Genomic DNA, 18,922 nt, shown 5'->3' with positions numbered 1-18,922 from the left:
ATGATTTAAGCTTTACCAAACAAGAGCGCTGCTGCTTTGGTATTGAGTTACCCTTGTTTCAAAGAAATTCTTCTCCTTCTCTAAATCAATGCACTCGCTCATCCATGGAAAAGGAGACGCTTTAAAATAACGTTTTTTTAAACCGATCCTTTCAAGCCTTCGATCGGCTATGTAACCGACATAATCGTGAAAAAGAGATGCGTTTAAGCCGAGCGTTCCTCTTGGAAGACAATCTTCGGCATAAGCAATTTCAAGTAAAACCGCTTCCTCAATCATATCTTGCATTTCTTTTTGAAAAGAGACTGTCCAGATTTCCGGGTTTTCTTCCTTTAGAGTGTTTATCAAATCAATTCCAAAATTTAAATGAATCGATTCATCCCTTAAAATGTATTGAAACTGTTCCCCAATACCCGTCATCTTATTTTGCCTTTGAAGGCTCAGGATCATGGCAAACCCGCTATAGAAGAAGATTCCTTCCATTATAACGTAAAAGCCAATGAGGTTTTTAAGAAAAGTTTGCAAGCCTTTTGTTGTAGAGGTTGAAAAACCGTCTTGCATCATTTCCTCTGTCAGCTTCATTTCAAAAGCATCTTTTTTATGAATACTGTTGATTTCATGATACATATTGAAAACTTCATGGCTGTTTAAAGAAAGAGACTCCACAATATAATGAAAAGTATGTGTGTGAATCGCTTCTTCAAAAGCTTGGCGAAGTAAATATTGTCTTGCTTCGGCGTTTGTAATAAATTTAAAAATGGCAAGGACAATATTATTGCCGACAAGGCTTTCAGCTGTACTGAAAAAACCTAAATTTCGCATAAGGACAAGCCTTTCATCTGGCGTTAGAAAATTAGATTTCCATTGCTCTATATCTTTTTGCATGGGGACTTCTGTCGGCATCCAATTATTATGACACCCATTGATATAATGCTCCCAGGCCCAATGGTATTTTAGGGGCATGAGCTGGTTGACATCGACGCTTTTGCAATTGACAATTCTTTTTTGATTTGTATTCATAGTTTAATAACTCTCTTTATTTTATTCGCACGTTTCACAATTTGAGGTAAGACCGCAGCTTAATCGGCTTGAAGCAGATTTACTTTTCATGCCTTTTGGCTGAATGGCTTTTTTATTAATGTTATAGGACGATTTTTCAATTTGAGTTGCAGACCTAGACCTCGCATAATAAGTGGTTTTAAGACCTTTTTTCCATGCTTCAAAGTACATGTCCGAAAGTTTTCGACCGTCTGAAAATGAGATGTAAAGATTTAGGGACTGCCCCATATCAATCCATTTTTGCCTTCTTGCGGCGCATTCAATAAGGATGCTTGAATCAATTTCAAAGGCTGTTTTATAAAGCGCTTTTAATTCGATGGGTATGCTTTCGATTTCCTGGATAGATCCATCCTGATATTTCAAATTTTCTATCATTTCCTCATCCCATAGATTGAGCTTTTTTAAATCGGCTACTAGATAGGGGTTAATAGTGCAAAATTCTCCTGAAAGATTGGATTTTACAAATAAATTGGAGTAAAGAGGCTCTATTGATTGTGTTGTTCCGGTGATTTGAGCAATGGTTGCAGTTGGTGCAATTGCTTGAAGCTGGCTATTTCTTAAGCCATGAAGAATAACTTCCTGGCGAAGCGATTCCCAATCAAGTGAGGTTTTTCGATTAATTTGAATGGGTTCCCCCCTTTCATTTGCAAGATCATCAAGTGTATCTAAGGGCATTATTCCATAAGACCAAAGGGAATCTTCAAAACTTTCAAATCGGCCCCTATCTTTAGCTAATTCCATAGAAGCTGAGATGGCATAATAAGCCATTTTTTCCTGGATTTCATCCGCAAGCTCAAGCGCTTTTTCCGATTCATAAGGGATTTTAAGTTGGAATAAAAGCTCCTGAAAGCCCATGGATCCAAGCCCGACAGGCCTATGTCTTAAGTTTGATCTTTTAGCTTCCTTAGTTGGGTAAAAATTGATGTCTATCACATTATCAAGCATGCGGACGGCGTTATAAATGGTTTTTTTTAATAGCTCTTCTTCTAAAGAGCCGTCCTTGAACATTTTAACAAGGTTGATAGAACCTAAATTGCAAACCGCCGTTTCCTCTTCATTTGTCGGAAGAAGAATTTCGGTGCATAAATTAGAGCTTCTAATCACTTGTTTGATTCGACTTACCGATCTAACATTAGAGGGGTCTTTAAAGGTAATCCAGGGATGGCCTGTTTCAAATAGTTGGGAGAGCATTTTTCGCCAAAGATCGAATGCAAACAAGGTTTTAGATTGCTTTAATTCCCCTCTTTTTGCTTTTTCCTCATATTCTTGATAGCGGCTTTCAAAAGCTTTTCCTGTAAGCTCATGAAGATCTTTTGTTTCTACAGGATTAAAGAGCGTCCAAATTCCATTTTCTTGGACCCTTTTCATAAAAAGGTCTGGAATCCAACAAGCGGTATTCATATCATGGGTTCTTCTTCTATCATCACCCGTGTTTTTTCTAAGTTCTAAAAAATCCTCGATGTCCAAATGCCATACTTCTAGATAAACACAGATGGATCCTTTTCTTTTTCCCCCTTGTGGGTTGCCAGCCACGGCTGTATCATTAACGATTTTTAAAAATGGAATGATGCCTTGGGTCAGTCCGTTTGTTCCCTTAATGCGAGCGCCGCTTGCCCGAACATTTGTCCAATCATTGCCAATGCCTCCCGCCCATTTGGAGAGTTTGGCATTGTCTCCGATAACTTTAAAAATATGATCTAAACTATCGCTTACAGTAGAAAGGTAGCAGGAGCTTAATTGAGGATGCAGGGTCCCCGAGTTAAATAGAGTCGGGGTTGAGGCCATATATTCAAAGGAAGAGAGGGTGTGATAAAATGCGACGGCGGCTTTTTCTTTTTCCTTCTCATGAAGGGCAAGTCCCATGGCCACTCTCATGAAAAAAAATTGCGGTGTCTCAATTCTTTTTTCATCTATGTGAATAAGGTAGCGGTCATAGAGAATTTTTAAACCAAGAAATTTAAAAGATTCGTCTCTTTCAGGCTTAAGGACGCTTGAAAGATAGGAAAGATCAAATTCCATAAGTTTGGGATCCAGCCTTTCTGCTTCTACTCCTTTCCGAATAAAATTTTTAAAAGATATTTTATGGTTTATTTCCCTGTTATCAAATTTACCAAACACTTCCGCATCTATATTAGAAAGAATAAGTCGTGCCGCAAGAAAATCATACTCCGGTTCTTTTTCTATTTGAGATGCGGCTATTAAAATTAGTGCCTGTTTTGCTTCCAAAAAGGATATTCCCGGATAAAGCTGTTTTATGAGCTCATTTTTCAAGGCAGCTTCATCAATTAGCTTCAAATTTTTTGAAGCTTCTTTTAAATGCTCCATTAGTTGAAATAAAAAGGGGTAAAGATGGTCCTCTTGGGCGCCTTCTTCCAGTCTATTTTTCAAATACCTTCGTTTGGAATGCTCTTCGCGATAAAGAATATAGCTCTTTGCTATATCAAAAAATCCCTTCTGCATAAGGGACTTTTCAATGAAATCCTGAATTTCTTCCACAGGCAAAAAGGAAGACTCTTTTTTTTGAAAATCCCTTAAAAGGTCTTCTAAGAGCCCTTGAATAAAGTTTTCATCCTCTAGTGAAAGATCCTCTTTCGAGTGAAGGTTTCTTACTCCTTTAAAGGCAGCTTTTAAAGCATTTTCAATGCGTTTAAGGTCGAATGGAACTGTCATTCCATTTCGTTTTATAACCGTTTTGCAAATCGTTTTTTCAATGGTAAAATGAGTCATTCCCTCTCCATGTTAATTTTATTTTTAATAGATTCTACAAGCAAACAAAAGCGTTCGGCTTTTTGCTTAGCTGAAATAAATAAAAATTATGTTGAGGAAAGAAAAATTTGACATTTTTCGAAAAGTAGATAAAAACCTTCCCCCATCCTGTCTTTAACGAGACAGTTTTTTTAAATGGAATAGAGTCTTTTCCATTCAAATGATGAGCATAAAAAAGCAGGTCTTCTGACTTCGAAATCGTTCTACTCGCGAGGCCTTCCCGCAAAAATATTTTGCAGTGGCGTTATTTTGCTTTCGTCCTTCGTTACAGCGGCGTAACCGCACAGGATTTTCACCTGTTTCCCTATTCTCCCGTTACCGTAGTCAACGGGCACTTTTTTATAGCTTAACCCATGAAAGTAGATTTTTTAGAAATCTGCATGGGCTTTCATTAAGCCTATCCAACCTTTCTTAAAAAGGTCAACAGGATTCTGGCTTTACATCTATAACTCACTAAATTTTAGCTTTTTTAATTTTTGCTTCTTGCGCTGGTTATTTCTTATTTGTTAAACCATATAAGCTGGAATAAGTTAACAATTAAATTTTAGAGGACTCATGTTGTTTAAACGTTTTTTTTTACTTTCCTTTCTTTTTTTGACCTCGATTTTTGCCATTGAAAAAAATCAAAAAACTTATAAACATCCGCTTGTCATGTGCAGCATGTTTAAAAACGAAGCTCGTTTTCTAAAAGAATGGATCGAATTTCATAAGCTTGTCGGAGTAACTCATTTTTATCTTTATAACAATAGGAGCGAAGATAGCTTTATGGAAGTACTTACCCCTTACGTAGAGTCCGGAGAGGTAACCCTGATACAGTGGGATGTTGCCGTTACGGATCGGAAGTCTTGGATAAAAGCTCAAGAAGACGCTTTTTTAGATGGGGTTAAAAAATCTTGCGGGGTCGCTAAGTGGGCTGCATTTTTAGATATCGATGAATTTATCGTCCCTGTTGTCAAAGATTCTATTGTGGATGTGTTAAATGAATACGAGGATGTTCCGGCTATTATTGTCAATTGGATCATGTTTGGAACTTCAGATGTCGAAAAAATCCCTGAAAATCAGCTTATGACTGAAGTTTTGGTGAAGCGAGCGAAACTAACAAATGAGCATCATATTTCTTATAAATCAATTGTAAGGCCCGAATATGTTGAAAAGCCTTGGACTTCCCATGCCTTTATTTATAAAAAGAACAGCGACCCTAAAATGGGTAAAAAAAATAAAACTCTTTATGCCGTAAATGAGAATCGTGAAGTGGTAAAAAAGCTTGGAAGCGGAAAACCTTCCTACTCAAAATTACAAATGAATCACTACTGGACGCGAGATAAAGAATTTTTTAATACAGAAAAAAAAGACAGGCTAAAGAAGAGACATCCCTATCTAGATTTAGAAGCTTATATCAAACCATTCAGCGTTGAAAAAGATGAAACGATTCTTCGATTTTTGCCAAAACTTCATAAAGCTATGAAATCTTAGAAGTTCTAAAGTTATGCGTGTTTTAAAATACGCATAACTTTAAAATAATAACATAATTTAACGGGAAATTAAGGTTCTATTTAAAAATTCGAAGACATTAACAAATGACCGAATTATAATTAAGTTCATTTGTTTTAATTTATAATAAAATATTTATGAAAGAAAATACTTTATATATTGTTTCAATAGCAAAACCGGAAATAAAAGACCCTCAATTTTTACCGGCCTTTAATTCGGTGCAAGCAGGGTTTCCATCCCCTGCCGATGATTATATAGAAAAACGTTTGGATCTAAACGAACTTGTTATTTCCCATCCCGTATCTACCTTCTATGTTAAGGTAGAAGGAGAATCGATGATAGAAGCCGGCATTAGATCCGGGGATATTCTTGTCGTAGACCGCTCTAAAGAGCCGGTTCATGGCAAAATAGTCGTAGCTGTAGTGGGCGGCGAATTTACGGTTAAACGTTTTGTAATCAATAAAGAAGGGGCATGGCTTGTTCCTGAAAACCCCACTTTTAAGCCAATAAAAGTAGATGGCGGGGTCGATTTTCAAATCTGGGGTGTTGTGACCTACATTATTCACAAAACTTGAAATTGTACAATGAAAGACCCTGATACTTTTATAGCCTTGGTTGATTGCAATAACTTCTATGTTTCTTGCGAGCGCGTCTTTAACCCAAAACTGCTAAATAGACCGGTTGTGATTTTATCAAATAATGACGGTTGCGTGATTGCAAGGTCTAATGAAGCTAAAGAGCTTGGAATCCCCATGGGAGCTCCCTTTTTTCAAAATAGGGAAAAATTTAGAAAAGAAAATGTCGCTGTCTTATCTTCGAATTATGCTCTTTATGGAGACATGTCCCATCGCGTGATGAGTCTTATAGAGGAAGCTTCATCTGAAGTTGACTTTTACTCAATTGACGAAGCTTTTCTTGTTTGGGGAGCCAAATCAATTGAGGATCAAGCGAAATCTCTAAGGAAAAGGATCTTAGATTATGTAGGAATCCCTGTATCTATTGGATTAGGCAGAACAAAAGTTCTTGCCAAATTGGCGAATGCTAAAGCTAAAAAAGAAAAAAATTTTATTTGTTTTCTAAAACCTGAAGAAGAGTCTTCCTTTTTAGAAAATACTCCAACCCATAAAATTTGGGGAGTTGGAAGCTCTTTGCATGCCGGACTTGGCTTGAGCCTGATTAACAATGCAAAGGAGCTAAGAGATGCAAAAGATGATTTTATTCAAAAAAGATTTTCAGTGGTCCTTCTTCGTGTTGTGTTTGAACTTCGGGGAATACGCTGTTTCACAAATGGGGAAGCTCCGGCTGCCAAAAAGTCTATTACGAGTTCTAGGTGTTTTGGGAGGCCGGTGACTTCACTTGAAGAGCTCTATGAAGCGGTCTCAACTTATGCATCGATCGCCGGAGAAAAGCTTAGGGAAGATCAGTCCAATGCTTCTTACTGCATTGTGTATTTAGAATACCACCCTTTTAGACGTGGTTATTCATCTGTAAAGATCATCTTTAAAGAACCTGTTTCGTCCACTCCATTTTTAATAAACGCCGCGAAAGAGGGGGCTAGATATTTATTTGAGGAAGGGCGGATTTATCGGAAGGCGGGCGTAATTCTTGGAGATCTTACAAGCCGGGAGTTAAAGCAAGGGGATCTTTTTTTTCAGAAAATTGAATACTGTCAAAAATGGGAAAAAGCGCAAGGCGTTATCGACGAACTTAACCAGAAATTGGGAAAGAAAGCTGTTCAATTTGCAGCTGAAGGACTTAAAAAAAAGTGGGCTATGAGACAGGAAAAAAGGTCCTTAAGATGGACCACAAGATGGGATGAGATTTTAAATATAAAAATTTAAGTTGATTGCTTTTATTTTAATCTTTTCCTTTTTCCTTCTGGATTCTCATTGCCAAATCAATTATGCTTTCTATGTTTATTAAGGAGAAAAAATTTATGAGTCAGCCGCAATCTGAAAGACGGAAAGCGCTAGATCTTGCCGTCAGCCATATCAAAAAACAATTTGGAGAGGGTGCGATTATGTCCCTCGGACACAGGCAGTCGATGCGTGGTGTGGAAGTCGTGCCAACCGGTTCTTTAGCTCTCGATGTGGCTTTAGGAATCGGCGGTGTTCCACGTGGACGTATTGTTGAAATCTATGGTCCTGAGTCTTCCGGTAAAACAACTCTTGCTATTCATATTGTAGCTAATGCTCAAAAAGCGGGAGGCCTTGTTGCTTATATTGATGCCGAACATGCTCTTGACCCGTCTTACGCTGCAAAAATCGGCGTAAATTTAGATGATTTGATGATTTCTCAGCCGGACTGCGGAGAAGAAGCTCTTAATATCGCAGAAATGCTGGCAAGATCAAATGCTGTAGATGTTATTATTATAGACTCTGTAGCAGCTCTAGTCCCAAAATCTGAATTGGAAGGCGAGATAGGCGATAATTTTGTTGGCCTTCAAGCCCGTATGATGTCTCAAGCTCTTAGAAAACTAACGGCGACCCTATCAAGAAGTAATACTTGCGCTGTGTTTATCAACCAAATTCGTGAAAAAATTGGCGTCATGTATGGCAACCCTGAGACTACAACAGGTGGAAGAGCCCTTAAATTTTACTCGTCCGTTCGATTGGACATAAGAAGAACAGGTTCTATAAAGAGCGCCGATAATAGAGAAATTGGGAATAGAGTTAAGGTAAAAGTGGCTAAAAATAAGATGGCTCCTCCTTTTACAGTAGCTGAGTTTGATATTCTTTTTGATGAGGGTATTTCCCGTACAGGAAGTGCTATTGATTTGGCAGTTGATTATGGCATCGTTGATAAAAAAGGCGCTTGGTTTGCTTATGGCAATGAAAAACTTGGACAAGGCCGAGAAGCTGCGCGGGATGTTCTAAAAGGAAATCCCAAGATGCTTGAAGAAATTGAAGCCAAAATTATGGAAAAGATAAAAGTTAAAGGCTCGCCTGTAGAGGCTGAAGAGCAAGTTCTTCCTCAGCCGGTTTCTCCAAAAGGTCGAAAAGAACCTGCGATGGCAGGCGCTTAAATTTACGATTTCGCTAAGAGCCGGTTTTTACCGGCTCTTCCCCATTCTAATATGTACTTTCCAATTCCTTTAAAAGCTTGAGATTCAATCTTTAAATGAAAAAGAGTGTCATTAAAAGCTGAGACTTCTCTTTCCAGCTCCTTAAAAGCAGGATCGGGACCAAGAAGGATCACTTTATTTGCCATTCGGCTTTCTTTTGCATCGCTTTCAAAATCATCAAAATCATCAGCTATTTGAAAAGCTGACCCGAAAGATGAAGCAAGGCGTTTAACATAAGGGATATCAGAAGCGTTTCCTCCTCCAAAAAGCCATCCAAAAGCAAAGGCAATTTCAAAAAGAGAGGTAGTTTTCATGTGATGGATTTCTTTTAAAGAACTTTCAGTCAGCTCTTTTGGATAAAGGTCAAAAAATTGTCCGCCTGTTGCCCCGTGAATGCCTGTGTTGTATGAGGCTATCTTGAAAGCTTCAAGAGCAGCTGTTTTACCATCTCCTAGGGCGCTATTTAAAACGTCTCCATTTTCCGCAATTAAGCCGAAACCTTCCGCGATGAGCGCATAGCTTGCGAGAAGAGCTGTTGATTCGCCAAAAGCTTTATGGAGAGAAGGCCTGTTTCTTCTCATATCATCATTGTCCATGCAAGGCAGATCGTCGGCAATGAGGGTCGCTGTATGAAAATATTCGATAGCAAGAGCTGAGGGGGAAACATCAAAACCATTTCCTAAGGATTCAGCGATCATCATGACAAGGGCCGGTCTAAAGCGTTTGCCGCCGCTATTTAAAGAATATAGGATGGCCTGATGAAGAGAGTTATCCGGATTCAATCGGGAAAGTCTTTGGCCAAGAGTTTTTTCAATCGTTTTTAAATAGGGCTCAAAAAATAATTCTAATTGAGAGGCTCTATCACAAGTGGGAGATGCACATTCCATTTCAACCTTAAGAAAATGAGGAAATAATAAAAATTGATTTATTAAACATTATAAAATAGATAAAGTTAAAAACGTATGGAATTGTCGATGTCGGAAAATTTTGGTAAAATAATTTTGATGGCCGGAATCCTTCTTTGTATTGTCGGACTCCTTTTTTTATTCAATAATAAAATCGGGGGATTTCTCGGAAATTTACCCGGAGATTATAGTTATAAAGGGAAGGGCGGTTCTTTTTATTTCCCTATAATGACTTCAATTATTCTAAGCATAATTCTTACTGTTGTCTTAAATTTATTTTTTTGGTTTTTTAGAAAGTAATGTAAAGCAGCTTTACATAAGCAAATGGATATCGCTATGGGATTGCCAATATTTAATAACCCTTACTCAAAATTTGGACTTCTTGGTCTGTCATTTTCAGGTGCCGGGTTTTGTTTCTACTTAAAATGGCAGGAGATAAAAGCGGTTCAAGAAGTTTGCGATCGTAACCTGAAATTTAAATACTCGACAAATGGCAAAGTCCATATTTCTTCTGAGGAAGGTGAGACTGTCATGGTGATAGAAGGGAAAAGGGGTAGAAAAGCTTTCTTTGTTAAATCTTCAAAAGATGTTCGATCCGTTCATCCTTATCTTAAAAACTGTTTAACTTTCTGTTCAGAAAAAAAATGTTATGAGCCTCTTAATAAGGCAAGGCAAAAGGTTTGGGAGCTTAAATATAGAAAAGACTAAATAATCTTTATTTTCATTTTCGTCTGAAAGTAATTGCCGTATAAAAAAAGGTATTTTAAAAAGGTTACCACACCTTATTTAAAAAACTTAAAGGTAAAAAAATGCAGGCGACACATAATTGTATAGACTCCTCTAAAAAAATCCCATTTGTTTCAACCTACTCTCCAACCAAAAAATTTCTTCATGATAATCCGTTAGCTTTAAAAGTCACTTTAATTTTTTTTACGTGGCTTGGACTTGTAATGGCGTATTCGGGCCTTTCAAATAGTAATTATTATCAACTTTTTACAGGTCTTCAATTAACGATTGGGTCTCTTTTGGCCAATGCAACTGCTCCCTTTTTTATTCCCCCAACCCACAATCCTTCAGACAAAGCCTTTCAGGAAGCTTGTTGTAGAGGCGTTCACTTGGTCTATAAAGGGAATTTGCCTCTTCTTATAATTCCCAAAGAAGTAAGTTCTTATGATGCAGGTTATGCAAGAGGGTTTATGATGGCCCCGCAAATAAAAAAAATGATCGGTTTAAATAATTTTGCCTTTTGCACTTTGATGGGGTTCCCAAAAGAAATTCCTCTTGTTGCTGAAAAAATGAAAAGCGTCATTCCCGAAAAGTACTTAGCGGAAATGCAGGGGCTTGTAGACGGCTATAATAAGAAAAGGGAAGGCTGGAATTTTTTGAAAGGCGAACCGCTAACTTTGGAATGGATAATTTATTTCAACATGCTGCCGGATATGGGCAGCATGGATTATAAAAATGCGGAAATTTGGCTCAAAAGGCAAAAAGAAGCCATGGGATGCACGGTTGTTATGGACGGGGATGATTTAGAAAGCGGCCCGACAGTGCTTCGTACTGTAGACTGGAATTCGATGGGTATTTTTGGAACCGTTTCGTTTGTAGAACTAAGAGAAACTTCTTGCGGAATAAGGACAATTAACCAAAGCTGTCCCTTGCTTGTCGGCTATCTTACGTCCCTTAATGAAAAAGGCTTATTTGGGTCTCTTAATGTAGCTATAGGCATGACTGATTATCCTGAAAAAATGCCTATAGTTTTCTATTTAAGACATCTCATAGAAAGCTGTGTGAATGTTGAGGAAGCTTTGCGGTTTTGCCAGGAGAAAGCTCTAAGCTCATCTAATCTTTGTTTTGCGGATAAACATGATGGCAAAAGTGTTCATTTGATGCAGATGCCTAATGGTTCCAATAATGAAAGAGAGTGGGATAAAAAGAAACCCCTTGTGACTTTAAATTTTAGATATGCTCCAGATCCAACAAGACCAACACCCACAAACAGTTGGGAGCGAGAAGGTGAAATTCACAATAAATACCTTAAATTTCATGATAAAAATATATTAAACGCGAAAGAAAGATTGCAAAAAATAAGATCCGGCCGTGAAGTAAATAACGCTAGAACTATAAGCACAGCTATTATTAAACCCAATGAATCATTTTCTATTTCATTTGATAATGGATATGCAGGCTCTGAAAAGCTTATGGAAGTGCCGCTTAAAAGTTGGTTTGGAAGAGATTTAAATATAAAAAACTATGACGATTTTAAAATGAAAAATTAAAACATAGCTCCCAATGATGTGTGATAGATAATACAAGTTATTATTTTTGTTGAATTATAATAAATTATTAGCTAATCTCTTTTCAAGTTGCTATCAAAACTTTGAATTTTATTAGATTTAATGATTTTAGTTTTTCTTCTCTACGCTTTATTTGCACTCGTTTTTATTGTGGAAAAAATGTGCTTCCAATATTCCTCGATCCTTTTTTTGGTAGGTTCGAGGATGTTTTTTGCCGGGTTATTAATGTTAGTTTGCTATTTTTTTTTTACGAACAAAAAAAAGATGCTTTCCACAAGCATATTATTGAGGCTTTTATCTCTCGGCGTAATTAATATTTACTTCACAAATATTTTTGAAGCCTATGCTTTAAAATATCTATACACTTATAAAACCTGTCTGATTTATAACCTCTCACCTTTCATCTCAGCTGTATTTTCCTATTTTATTTTTTCTGAAGTGTTAAATTTAAAAAAATGTCTCGGATTAATCATTGGATTTATAGGATTTCTACCACTCATTTTAGCGAAGTCCATTGACGAATCAAAAGGTGAAATTCCTTTTATTTCATGGCCTGAGCTTTCTATGGTCATGGCCGTTGTTTGCAGCGTATATGGCTGGATACTTTTAAAACAGGCGGTTCAAAAAGAAGATTGCCATCCTCTTTTAGCAAATGGCATTAGCATGGTGGCAGGCGGTTTTTTATCTCTTGGCCATTCTTATGTGATGGAGGACTGGAACCCATTTCCAGTTTTGAATTGGAAATACTTTCTTATTTTTTCTTCCATTCTTCTTATTGTATCAAACTTAATTTGCTATAATCTCTATGCCTTTTTATTAAAAAAATATTCAGCCACATTCCTATCTTTTGCCGGGTTTTCAACGCCATTTTTTACTGCCACCTTAGGATGGTTTTTTTTAAGTGAAAACATATTATGGCAATTTTATTTATCTATAATAATTATCGCTTTTGGGCTTTACCTTTTTTCACTAGAAGAGAGAAAACTAGAAATTAGCATGAAAGCTATCAGTTAACTTTAAAAATAAGGGTTTATAAGGGTTTAAAATGAACGGAGTTCAAGTTAAAACACCGGCAGTTTTTTTTTCCGTACTACCTATTTCTAAAGCCACCTTAATCGTTTCTAAAAAAGACAAGACGGATCATATATGCACAAAATCCAAAGAAGTAGTTTTTCCCATTTTTTTGGTAAAAGCGCAAATGATTCAATCTGATGGAAGCGGTATAGAACCTCATATTCACTCTATTTTTAAAGTAGAAATGAAAGCGCCTATTGATACGATAAAAACGGTTTGCGCTGAACTGTCTTTAAGAAAGACTCATCATACCACTTTTGCATGCCTTGAAAAAACAACCATACCTACCTCTTTTCCAATAAGTGAGATCTATTCCATATCGGAAATAGTGAAATTTGTTGTATTTGCTCCTCTTTCAGCAGAAATGATTGGAGAGACTATGATAAAGGTGTTAGGGGTTGGCTCCAATGTACTTTCTTGCAAAGGAAAAGCTAGATACATCCCGGGAGAAGGATCCGATCCCGCTATCGGCTCTGTTGGGAAAAGTGAAATAGTGGAAGAACTGAAATACACTACATGGGTTAGCATCCATCGATTATCTACATTAATTAAAGCTATAGAAGAAGTTCATCCTTATGAAGAAGTAGGGATTGATCTTATTCCGAACGGTAAAAATGGAGAGTTGGGTTGGCTTGAAAATGTGGTTAAAGTCATGCAGATTTCAGATGCGTATTGCAATATGGTTAAAGTAAACCTTCTTACCAGTCAAAAAAAAACCGATGATCTCAGAGAAATAATGGGTAAAGCAGGTATTGGCGCAATTGGAAATTATTTTAATTGCAGTTTTTCAACTCCCGGCATTTTAAAATATCCGTCTAAAAAAGACTTTAAAGCGATAGTGCTTAAAAAAGGGGAATCGATTGAATCGGTAGCCCCCCCTGATGCATTGAGAAGGCTTGTTGAGGACCTTTCTTGCGACCAAAGATATAAAAAAACAAAAATTGAAGCCTTTCCATTATTATCTCTCCCTAAAAAAAGGCATAGAGAAGCCGACTAATTTTGTTTCTCATTTTCCTTTACTTTTTACTTCTTTGCAGGGTTTACAAAGATTCTTTAATGATCTACTTTGAGCGCTTAGACGTTCTATTTTTCGTTTTTAAACCAAAAAAGGAAAATCATATGTGGAATACATTATCTAACGCTATATGGGGAGCTCAGTCAACCGCCTCTTTAAGTGCCGCTGAAACAGCCTCTTCCTCTTCGGACAGCAAGGGGTTAGCTACCAAATATTTCGAAAATTTTGAACCCCCTACGCAATCTAAAAAAAGTCAGAGATCATTGCTTTATACTTCCGAGATTACCACTTTAAAAAAGATGATGCCGCTCATGAAAGATTCCCAAGAAAGGGAACTTATTTTGGCTTTCTCTCAAAAAATTATAGAACAAGCTAAAGAAAAGACGCATTCGACGATTCAAATAGAGACTGAAAGTTATCTCTCTTCTGTTATCTATCTAGCTGGGGTTAATTATAAAAATTTAGCCGATTTAATAGATCCTTTGAATTTTGAGCAGTCTCTTGAAAAGGTTTGCATGAAGTGCCGAGAGGATATTTCAAAAGTTTTATCAAACGTAATGGACTTGGATTCTGAATGCACGATTCAAGAAAAAGAAATGCTTCGGGCCACGAAGGAACCTATCGCGATAGCTAAAATTTTAGTCACTCCTATCGGATCAATCAACGTTAAATTAATTCCGCTTGTTATAGAACTCATGAATCGAGAAGGTCCGGACTTTGAGAATTTCATCAAGATCAAATTAAATGAAATTTCATCGAAGTATATGCTTAGGAAGGAAATTACCTTGGCGAAGAAGCCAAATGATCCATGCGCAGATATGAATCGGATTTTGAGAAGTTATCTCCAGTTAGAAGCCGATGAAAAAATTAACGACTTGCACGCCATTCAAGCAACCCTAGCTGCTCTTCTTACTCTATTGCATCAAGGGCCTGTCGGGTCTTGCTTTGCAACCTCTGAAGCTAAACAAGTGCAGGATGAACAACCCAAATGGTTTGTAAAAGATATGAGGCTTCTTATTCAAACAGGTGAATTAATAAGAATGGTTGAAAAAGAAAAAATGCAATTTCCTTTCGTTTCAAAAATGGCAGATGATGATTTATCATGCCAACTTGAGTTTGATACCAAAGGAAATGTTTCTGAAAAACATTTTTCCATTCTAGAATGCATCGGCATTAAAGAGGCTCTAATGGTAATGGGAATTTCCGAGCCAAAAGAACATTTAGAGGAAGTTGTCAAATTTATTTTAGAATCTAAGAAAGTTACGATAGATAATTTTATTGATACTTTTGCAAAAGTAGCCATAAAAGATGAAGAACACATTCAAGAAAAACACGCGAAATGGGGAAAGTTAGCCTTTAGTTTGCAAACCAACTCCATTGGCAGAATTTTAGAATATACTATGGCTTCTATGGCGGCGGCTCCGGCCCCAAGCCATAATTCCAAAATGGATGATCTATTTGGCGGTTTAAAGTTAAATTTAAAATTTACTAATGCGTTACAACAATTAGATAAATCCTTTGCCAAAGCGGTTCTTTCTGAATTAAAGGAATCTTTTCTTGAGCATTTTCACTATAAATATGATCCTGATGTTAATTCTGAGGCGGCAAGCGATGGCAGCTCGCACTTTGGCGCTTTTGTTCTCTATGCTAAAGAACCGGGATTAACAATGAAGCACTGGAAGAGAATAAAAAATGAGGAAATGTTCAAAACGCACCTATTGAAAGCTTTCGATGCTTTATCTTCGATGAAAGAGTGGAATCAAGATAAAGATAAGAAAGAAGGTCTTGATTCGATGCGCTCCTTTATTCAAAACAGCAATTTTATGGGCCGCTTCAAAATGAGCTATGCTCTTAGAAATATAAGCGATACTTGTTCAATTGATGAGACATGGTTAAGCAAAATCTTAAAAAAAACACCTTGGATGCTTGCTATAGGGGACTCAGAAGGCCATGTTTTTAGCACTTATACGGAAACACCCTTCAATTACGAACATACTCAAATAACTCCAAAAAATGCTGAGAGCCTGATTTACGAGACCCTTAAATTTTGCCAATCAAAAGATGATTTGAAAACCCAATATCTGACTCGAGTAGATGGACTTCATGATTTTAATTTTACACCGTTTGAAGATCCTATGCTTAAAAAGATGGCAAGCGATAAATCAAGTCCCCTTGAAGAGCAAATTAAGAAAAATCTCATGACCCCCTATCAAATGATTGCCGATCAAACAGTTCCAAAGGAAGCCAAAAAGGAGCTTTGCAAATTTGTTAAGGAGAGAATCCCAGCTTCATTTGAAGAATTTAAAAAGAAATTGGCCTGTCATGATTGGCAAAAAATGAGTGTCTTTGACTTTTATCAAACGGTCCTTACCCTCTTTAAAGAATTCTCAACAGATGAAACGGCTCTTCTTTCTTTAAATAATAATCTTTTGATGCATGCTCTTTCAGAAAAAGATCGTAAAGGAATAGAAAACGGCGCATTACTTGCTTTTGATACCAATTGGAATAGCAGTCAAGATGAGACCATTTATTTTGCCTTCTTTTTTAATCCGGGCACTAAAGAACTTGACCTTGGCACCATCAACCACGATCGAACAGGCCTTCGCCTTATAGGCACTGAGAAGTGGGTTAAAGGTGCCACTTGGAGAATCTTCACTGAAAGAATGGCGGATATTGGAAAAGAAAAATTTTAATCTAAACAAGGGGGCTTCTTAAGCCACCATTCTTTCTTTTTTAATCGACATCCCTTCCTAAAAATATTACAATTTGCGCCTAAAAAAGAGCACTTTATGACATCGACTTGGAAGGAATTACATGACTATTATAAGGGACAGGATTGGACGTTAAAGCCTTCAATTTTTGCTGAAACCGTGAAAGAATACCTCACCAATGGTGGTAAGATTTTAGAATTGGGATCAGGGCTTGGTCAGGATAGTCTTTTTTTCCTAAATCATGGATTTGAAGTTGTAAGCACAGATATAGATCCAAGTCCGCTTGAAGAGATTGTTTCTAAACTTACTGAAGAAAAGAAAACTCAAATCAGTGTTAAGAAAATTGATTTAAATAATTGTTTGCCTTTTGAAGATAATTCTTTTGATTGCGTTTACGCTCATTTGTCTCTTCATTATTTTAATATAGAAATCACCACTCAAATCTTTCGTGAGATAGAGAGAATTTTAAAACCGGGAGCCCTAATAACCTTTCTCTCCAACTCAATTCATGATCCGGAAATTAAAGAAGGTATGTTTCTTGAGAAAAATTTCTACAACATAAGAGGGGTTTCTAAACGCTATTTTAGCGTTGAATTTACAAGAAAAGTAACAAAAAATTTTGAAGTTCATTTGCTTGATGATTTAGGTCAAACCTATAAAGATGAAGCAAAAGGCGTTAAAAATCTGATTCGTTTTATTGGAAGGAAACCTGTAGAGAGAAATTTCGGAGCAGCTCTTCCTTTTGTGGCAGGAATAATTGAACGGACTCATGATGGGGTTTTAGAGGTTCTTATCCAAACGAGATGGAAGCCAAGTAGCGACCCTGTTTATACAGGCACTTTGGAATTTCCGGCAGGTTCATTAGATAGGCCCTATGAAACTGTTTATGAAGCGATGGCTCGTGAAATTGATGAGGAATGCGGTTTAAGGCTAAAAAAAATTAAACACGAAGATAAAACTGAGATTTATGAGCCCAATTTTGATGCTGCCTTTGGATTTAAATCTTTTTGTTGCACTCAGCAGCTAAAAGGTGGCAAGCCTTGGATAGGCTTTATTTTCATTTGCGAGGTTGAAGACGCGGAGCCAAAGCTTGAATCAGACGAAAGCCGAGATATCGGCTGGATGAAAGCTAAGGAGATGAAGGAAATCTTCCTCACTTCTCCAGAAAAAATATTTACTTTAGAATTACCTGCGTGGGAATATTATTTTAAAGAAAGAAACATTTAAGGCTTTTCACCGCTCTATAAAAAAATATAAGCTAGTTATTTCAAAGAGATAAAAAACGAGCCTATTGATGATTATGCTATTTTTTAATGACGCGTCCAATTTTTAGCGTGAGAGTTATCTAAAAGGCTTCGCTGATCGAGCTTTATAAAGCGGGTTCTATAAACCGCGTTAAGGTAGTCGGTGGGTATTTCGTAGACTTGTTGATGCGACGCCAATTCATCAAGCTCCAATTCCTTTGGATTATTATGAGCTACCATTCCCAAATATTTAGCGAGTTTTATACTACGTTCATCATTTCCATCTAGGATCGAAACAAAACTCTGAACACGACCTTTTTCACTTAAATCACTTCTTGAGACGTATTCTATAGCAAAAAAAAGCATCGTAATGGCGGCTTCCTTTCCATATTGTTGATTTTGATAGTCCTTATCCAAGACTATATCGCATTTAACTCGGCCCTTAGCATACTCTTCCATGCAAACTCTGCCGATGATTTTATTAGATCCTTTCTCAATGAGTCGATATCCCGTGAGAGGATTATTTTCTAAAATTCGGAGTGAATCCTTATTTATGAGAGCCTCTGCAACACTTCCACTAATACTGAGCTCTTGCTCAAGAATTCGACTAATTGTTGCTATCTCTTCTTGATCTGGAAATGAGGATGAAAATCTATGATTGAATTTGGCTTTGAATTCTTCTTTATAGGGTTCGGTAAAAGGGAGGATGGAAAGGCGTTTGCTTTCAATACTGGGAAATAAAATAGGCAGGCTTTCCGGTTCAGAGGGTTTAGAGGAAGGGTACCAGGAGTGAAAGAGACTTATTTGAACACGACCGTTGTATTGACCTTCTTTTGAGAATGGGGGAGCTTCATTCATAAAAAACCTTTTTGTAAGAAAAATAACTTTTAGCCGCTTTCTTAAAATAAATTTGACTGAGAAAGGTGTATAATCTTAAGTTTACAAGCGAAATTATAAAAATGGAGTTTTTTTATGCAATCAGCATCTTCTGTAACTTCCCAGGCTTTATTTAGACCCTCTTTTTTTTTAAGAGCTGCAAACTCTTTTAAGGGAAGAGCCATTAATTCTAACCCCTTTCAAAACAGTACAACGGTTGTTTGTAATTTTTCTAATCGCTTTTGGATCAATAAAAGAACAAGCTGGTCAATGAATCCCGATCCGCGCCCCCCTATTTGGAGGATGTATACCTGCACTAGAATTGAGGATAGTCTTTATGATGTCAGTTTTGAATCTTTTGCAGCCTATGTTGAAGATGTTGCTAAAAATGAATTGAAAGGGTCTCAATATTTTGATCTACGCGAG

At 37.0% G+C, this 18,922-nt stretch carries 16 protein-coding genes and 1 riboswitch; of the genes, 12 read left to right on the top strand and 4 right to left on the bottom strand.

Going from position 1 to position 18,922, the window contains the following annotated elements:
* Positions 1-12 precede the first annotated feature (12 nt).
* Together CSEC_RS08135 and CSEC_RS08130 are read right to left on the bottom strand one after the other, a co-directional pair.
* Positions 13-1,017 carry a ribonucleotide-diphosphate reductase subunit beta gene (locus CSEC_RS08135; protein ID WP_041017971.1) on the bottom strand — a complete coding sequence of 335 codons (1,005 nt, stop codon included), beginning with the start codon at positions 1,015-1,017 and terminating at the stop codon, positions 13-15.
* 21 nt (positions 1,018-1,038) lie between these two features.
* A complete protein-coding gene (locus tag CSEC_RS08130) occupies positions 1,039-3,783 on the bottom strand; it encodes a ribonucleoside-diphosphate reductase subunit alpha (protein WP_053331917.1) in 2,745 nt (914 codons plus the stop codon).
* Positions 3,784-3,981: 198 nt separating this feature from the next.
* Positions 3,982-4,176: riboswitch (cobalamin riboswitch) on the bottom strand.
* Between the two features lie 201 nt (positions 4,177-4,377).
* Between CSEC_RS08130 and CSEC_RS08120 the strand changes: the two genes are divergently transcribed.
* From CSEC_RS08120 to recA, 4 genes are all read left to right on the top strand, one after another.
* A complete protein-coding gene (locus CSEC_RS08120; protein ID WP_041017969.1) occupies positions 4,378-5,295 on the top strand; it encodes a glycosyltransferase family 92 protein in 918 nt (305 codons plus the stop codon).
* Between the two features lie 155 nt (positions 5,296-5,450).
* Entirely contained in the window at positions 5,451-5,888 is a 438-nt protein-coding gene (locus tag CSEC_RS08115; RefSeq protein ID WP_079978017.1) for a LexA family protein, read from the top strand.
* A 9-nt stretch (positions 5,889-5,897) separates the two neighbouring features.
* Positions 5,898-7,154, top strand: a complete 1,257-nt coding sequence (locus CSEC_RS08110) for a Y-family DNA polymerase (protein ID WP_041017968.1) — start codon at positions 5,898-5,900, stop codon at positions 7,152-7,154.
* A 95-nt stretch (positions 7,155-7,249) separates the two neighbouring features.
* Positions 7,250-8,338, top strand: coding sequence for a recombinase RecA (recA, locus tag CSEC_RS08105; RefSeq protein ID WP_053331916.1), 1,089 nt, complete (start codon positions 7,250-7,252; stop codon positions 8,336-8,338).
* A 2-nt stretch (positions 8,339-8,340) separates the two neighbouring features.
* Here recA and CSEC_RS08100 read toward each other — a convergent pair whose 3' ends face one another.
* Positions 8,341-9,264, bottom strand: a complete 924-nt coding sequence (locus CSEC_RS08100) for a polyprenyl synthetase family protein (RefSeq protein ID WP_053331915.1) — start codon at positions 9,262-9,264, stop codon at positions 8,341-8,343.
* A gap of 75 nt (positions 9,265-9,339) precedes the next feature.
* Between CSEC_RS08100 and CSEC_RS13535 the strand changes: the two genes are divergently transcribed.
* The 7 genes from CSEC_RS13535 (at position 9,340) to CSEC_RS12770 (ending at position 17,603) form a co-directional block, all read left to right on the top strand.
* On the top strand, positions 9,340-9,582 hold the full coding sequence (locus CSEC_RS13535; RefSeq protein ID WP_419761212.1) for a DUF2905 domain-containing protein: 243 nt from the start codon (positions 9,340-9,342) through the stop codon (positions 9,580-9,582).
* A 36-nt stretch (positions 9,583-9,618) separates the two neighbouring features.
* Positions 9,619-9,990 (top strand): hypothetical protein, encoded by a 372-nt coding sequence (locus tag CSEC_RS08090; protein WP_041017966.1) that lies wholly within the window; start codon positions 9,619-9,621, stop codon positions 9,988-9,990.
* 101 nt (positions 9,991-10,091) lie between these two features.
* Positions 10,092-11,558, top strand: coding sequence for a carcinine hydrolase/isopenicillin-N N-acyltransferase family protein (locus CSEC_RS08085; protein WP_041017965.1), 1,467 nt, complete (start codon positions 10,092-10,094; stop codon positions 11,556-11,558).
* Positions 11,559-11,678: 120 nt separating this feature from the next.
* Complete coding sequence (locus CSEC_RS08080) at positions 11,679-12,590, top strand: DMT family transporter (protein WP_041017964.1); 912 nt, start codon at positions 11,679-11,681, stop codon at positions 12,588-12,590.
* 31 nt (positions 12,591-12,621) lie between these two features.
* Complete coding sequence (locus CSEC_RS12775; RefSeq protein WP_053331914.1) at positions 12,622-13,647, top strand: YqfO family protein; 1,026 nt, start codon at positions 12,622-12,624, stop codon at positions 13,645-13,647.
* A 122-nt stretch (positions 13,648-13,769) separates the two neighbouring features.
* On the top strand, positions 13,770-16,358 hold the full coding sequence (locus CSEC_RS08070; protein ID WP_154017666.1) for a hypothetical protein: 2,589 nt from the start codon (positions 13,770-13,772) through the stop codon (positions 16,356-16,358).
* 96 nt (positions 16,359-16,454) lie between these two features.
* Positions 16,455-17,603 (top strand): methyltransferase domain-containing protein, encoded by a 1,149-nt coding sequence (locus CSEC_RS12770; protein ID WP_053331913.1) that lies wholly within the window; start codon positions 16,455-16,457, stop codon positions 17,601-17,603.
* A gap of 83 nt (positions 17,604-17,686) precedes the next feature.
* Here CSEC_RS12770 and CSEC_RS08060 read toward each other — a convergent pair whose 3' ends face one another.
* On the bottom strand, positions 17,687-18,478 hold the full coding sequence (locus tag CSEC_RS08060; RefSeq protein WP_041017962.1) for a GNAT family N-acetyltransferase: 792 nt from the start codon (positions 18,476-18,478) through the stop codon (positions 17,687-17,689).
* 114 nt (positions 18,479-18,592) lie between these two features.
* On the opposite strand from CSEC_RS08060, the gene CSEC_RS13135 reads away from it, so the two are divergent.
* The coding region (locus tag CSEC_RS13135) for a hypothetical protein (RefSeq protein WP_154017665.1) at positions 18,593-18,922 on the top strand (330 nt) is incomplete at its 3' end.

This window comes from Criblamydia sequanensis CRIB-18, assembly GCF_000750955.1.
In the GTDB taxonomy this organism is placed as follows: domain Bacteria; phylum Chlamydiota; class Chlamydiia; order Chlamydiales; family Criblamydiaceae; genus Criblamydia; species Criblamydia sequanensis.
Note: the sequence above shows the minus strand (reverse complement) of the source record. Positions and strands in the feature narration are given on the sequence as shown.

Coding starts and splice junctions, on each gene's coding strand:
- CSEC_RS08090 (WP_041017966.1), top strand. CDS start 9,619: ATGGGATTGCCAATATTTAATAACCCTTACTCAAAATTTGGACTTCTT.
- CSEC_RS08100 (WP_053331915.1), bottom strand. CDS start 9,264: ATGGAATGTGCATCTCCCACTTGTGATAGAGCCTCTCAATTAGAATTA.
- CSEC_RS08060 (WP_041017962.1), bottom strand. CDS start 18,478: ATGAATGAAGCTCCCCCATTCTCAAAAGAAGGTCAATACAACGGTCGT.
- CSEC_RS08115 (WP_079978017.1), top strand. CDS start 5,451: ATGAAAGAAAATACTTTATATATTGTTTCAATAGCAAAACCGGAAATA.
- CSEC_RS13535 (WP_419761212.1), top strand. CDS start 9,340: ATGGAATTGTCGATGTCGGAAAATTTTGGTAAAATAATTTTGATGGCC.
- CSEC_RS08110 (WP_041017968.1), top strand. CDS start 5,898: ATGAAAGACCCTGATACTTTTATAGCCTTGGTTGATTGCAATAACTTC.
- CSEC_RS12770 (WP_053331913.1), top strand. CDS start 16,455: ATGACATCGACTTGGAAGGAATTACATGACTATTATAAGGGACAGGAT.
- CSEC_RS08120 (WP_041017969.1), top strand. CDS start 4,378: ATGTTGTTTAAACGTTTTTTTTTACTTTCCTTTCTTTTTTTGACCTCG.
- recA (WP_053331916.1), top strand. CDS start 7,250: ATGAGTCAGCCGCAATCTGAAAGACGGAAAGCGCTAGATCTTGCCGTC.
- CSEC_RS08130 (WP_053331917.1), bottom strand. CDS start 3,783: ATGACTCATTTTACCATTGAAAAAACGATTTGCAAAACGGTTATAAAA.
- CSEC_RS12775 (WP_053331914.1), top strand. CDS start 12,622: ATGAACGGAGTTCAAGTTAAAACACCGGCAGTTTTTTTTTCCGTACTA.
- CSEC_RS08085 (WP_041017965.1), top strand. CDS start 10,092: ATGCAGGCGACACATAATTGTATAGACTCCTCTAAAAAAATCCCATTT.
- CSEC_RS08080 (WP_041017964.1), top strand. CDS start 11,679: ATGATTTTAGTTTTTCTTCTCTACGCTTTATTTGCACTCGTTTTTATT.
- CSEC_RS08070 (WP_154017666.1), top strand. CDS start 13,770: ATGTGGAATACATTATCTAACGCTATATGGGGAGCTCAGTCAACCGCC.
- CSEC_RS08135 (WP_041017971.1), bottom strand. CDS start 1,017: ATGAATACAAATCAAAAAAGAATTGTCAATTGCAAAAGCGTCGATGTC.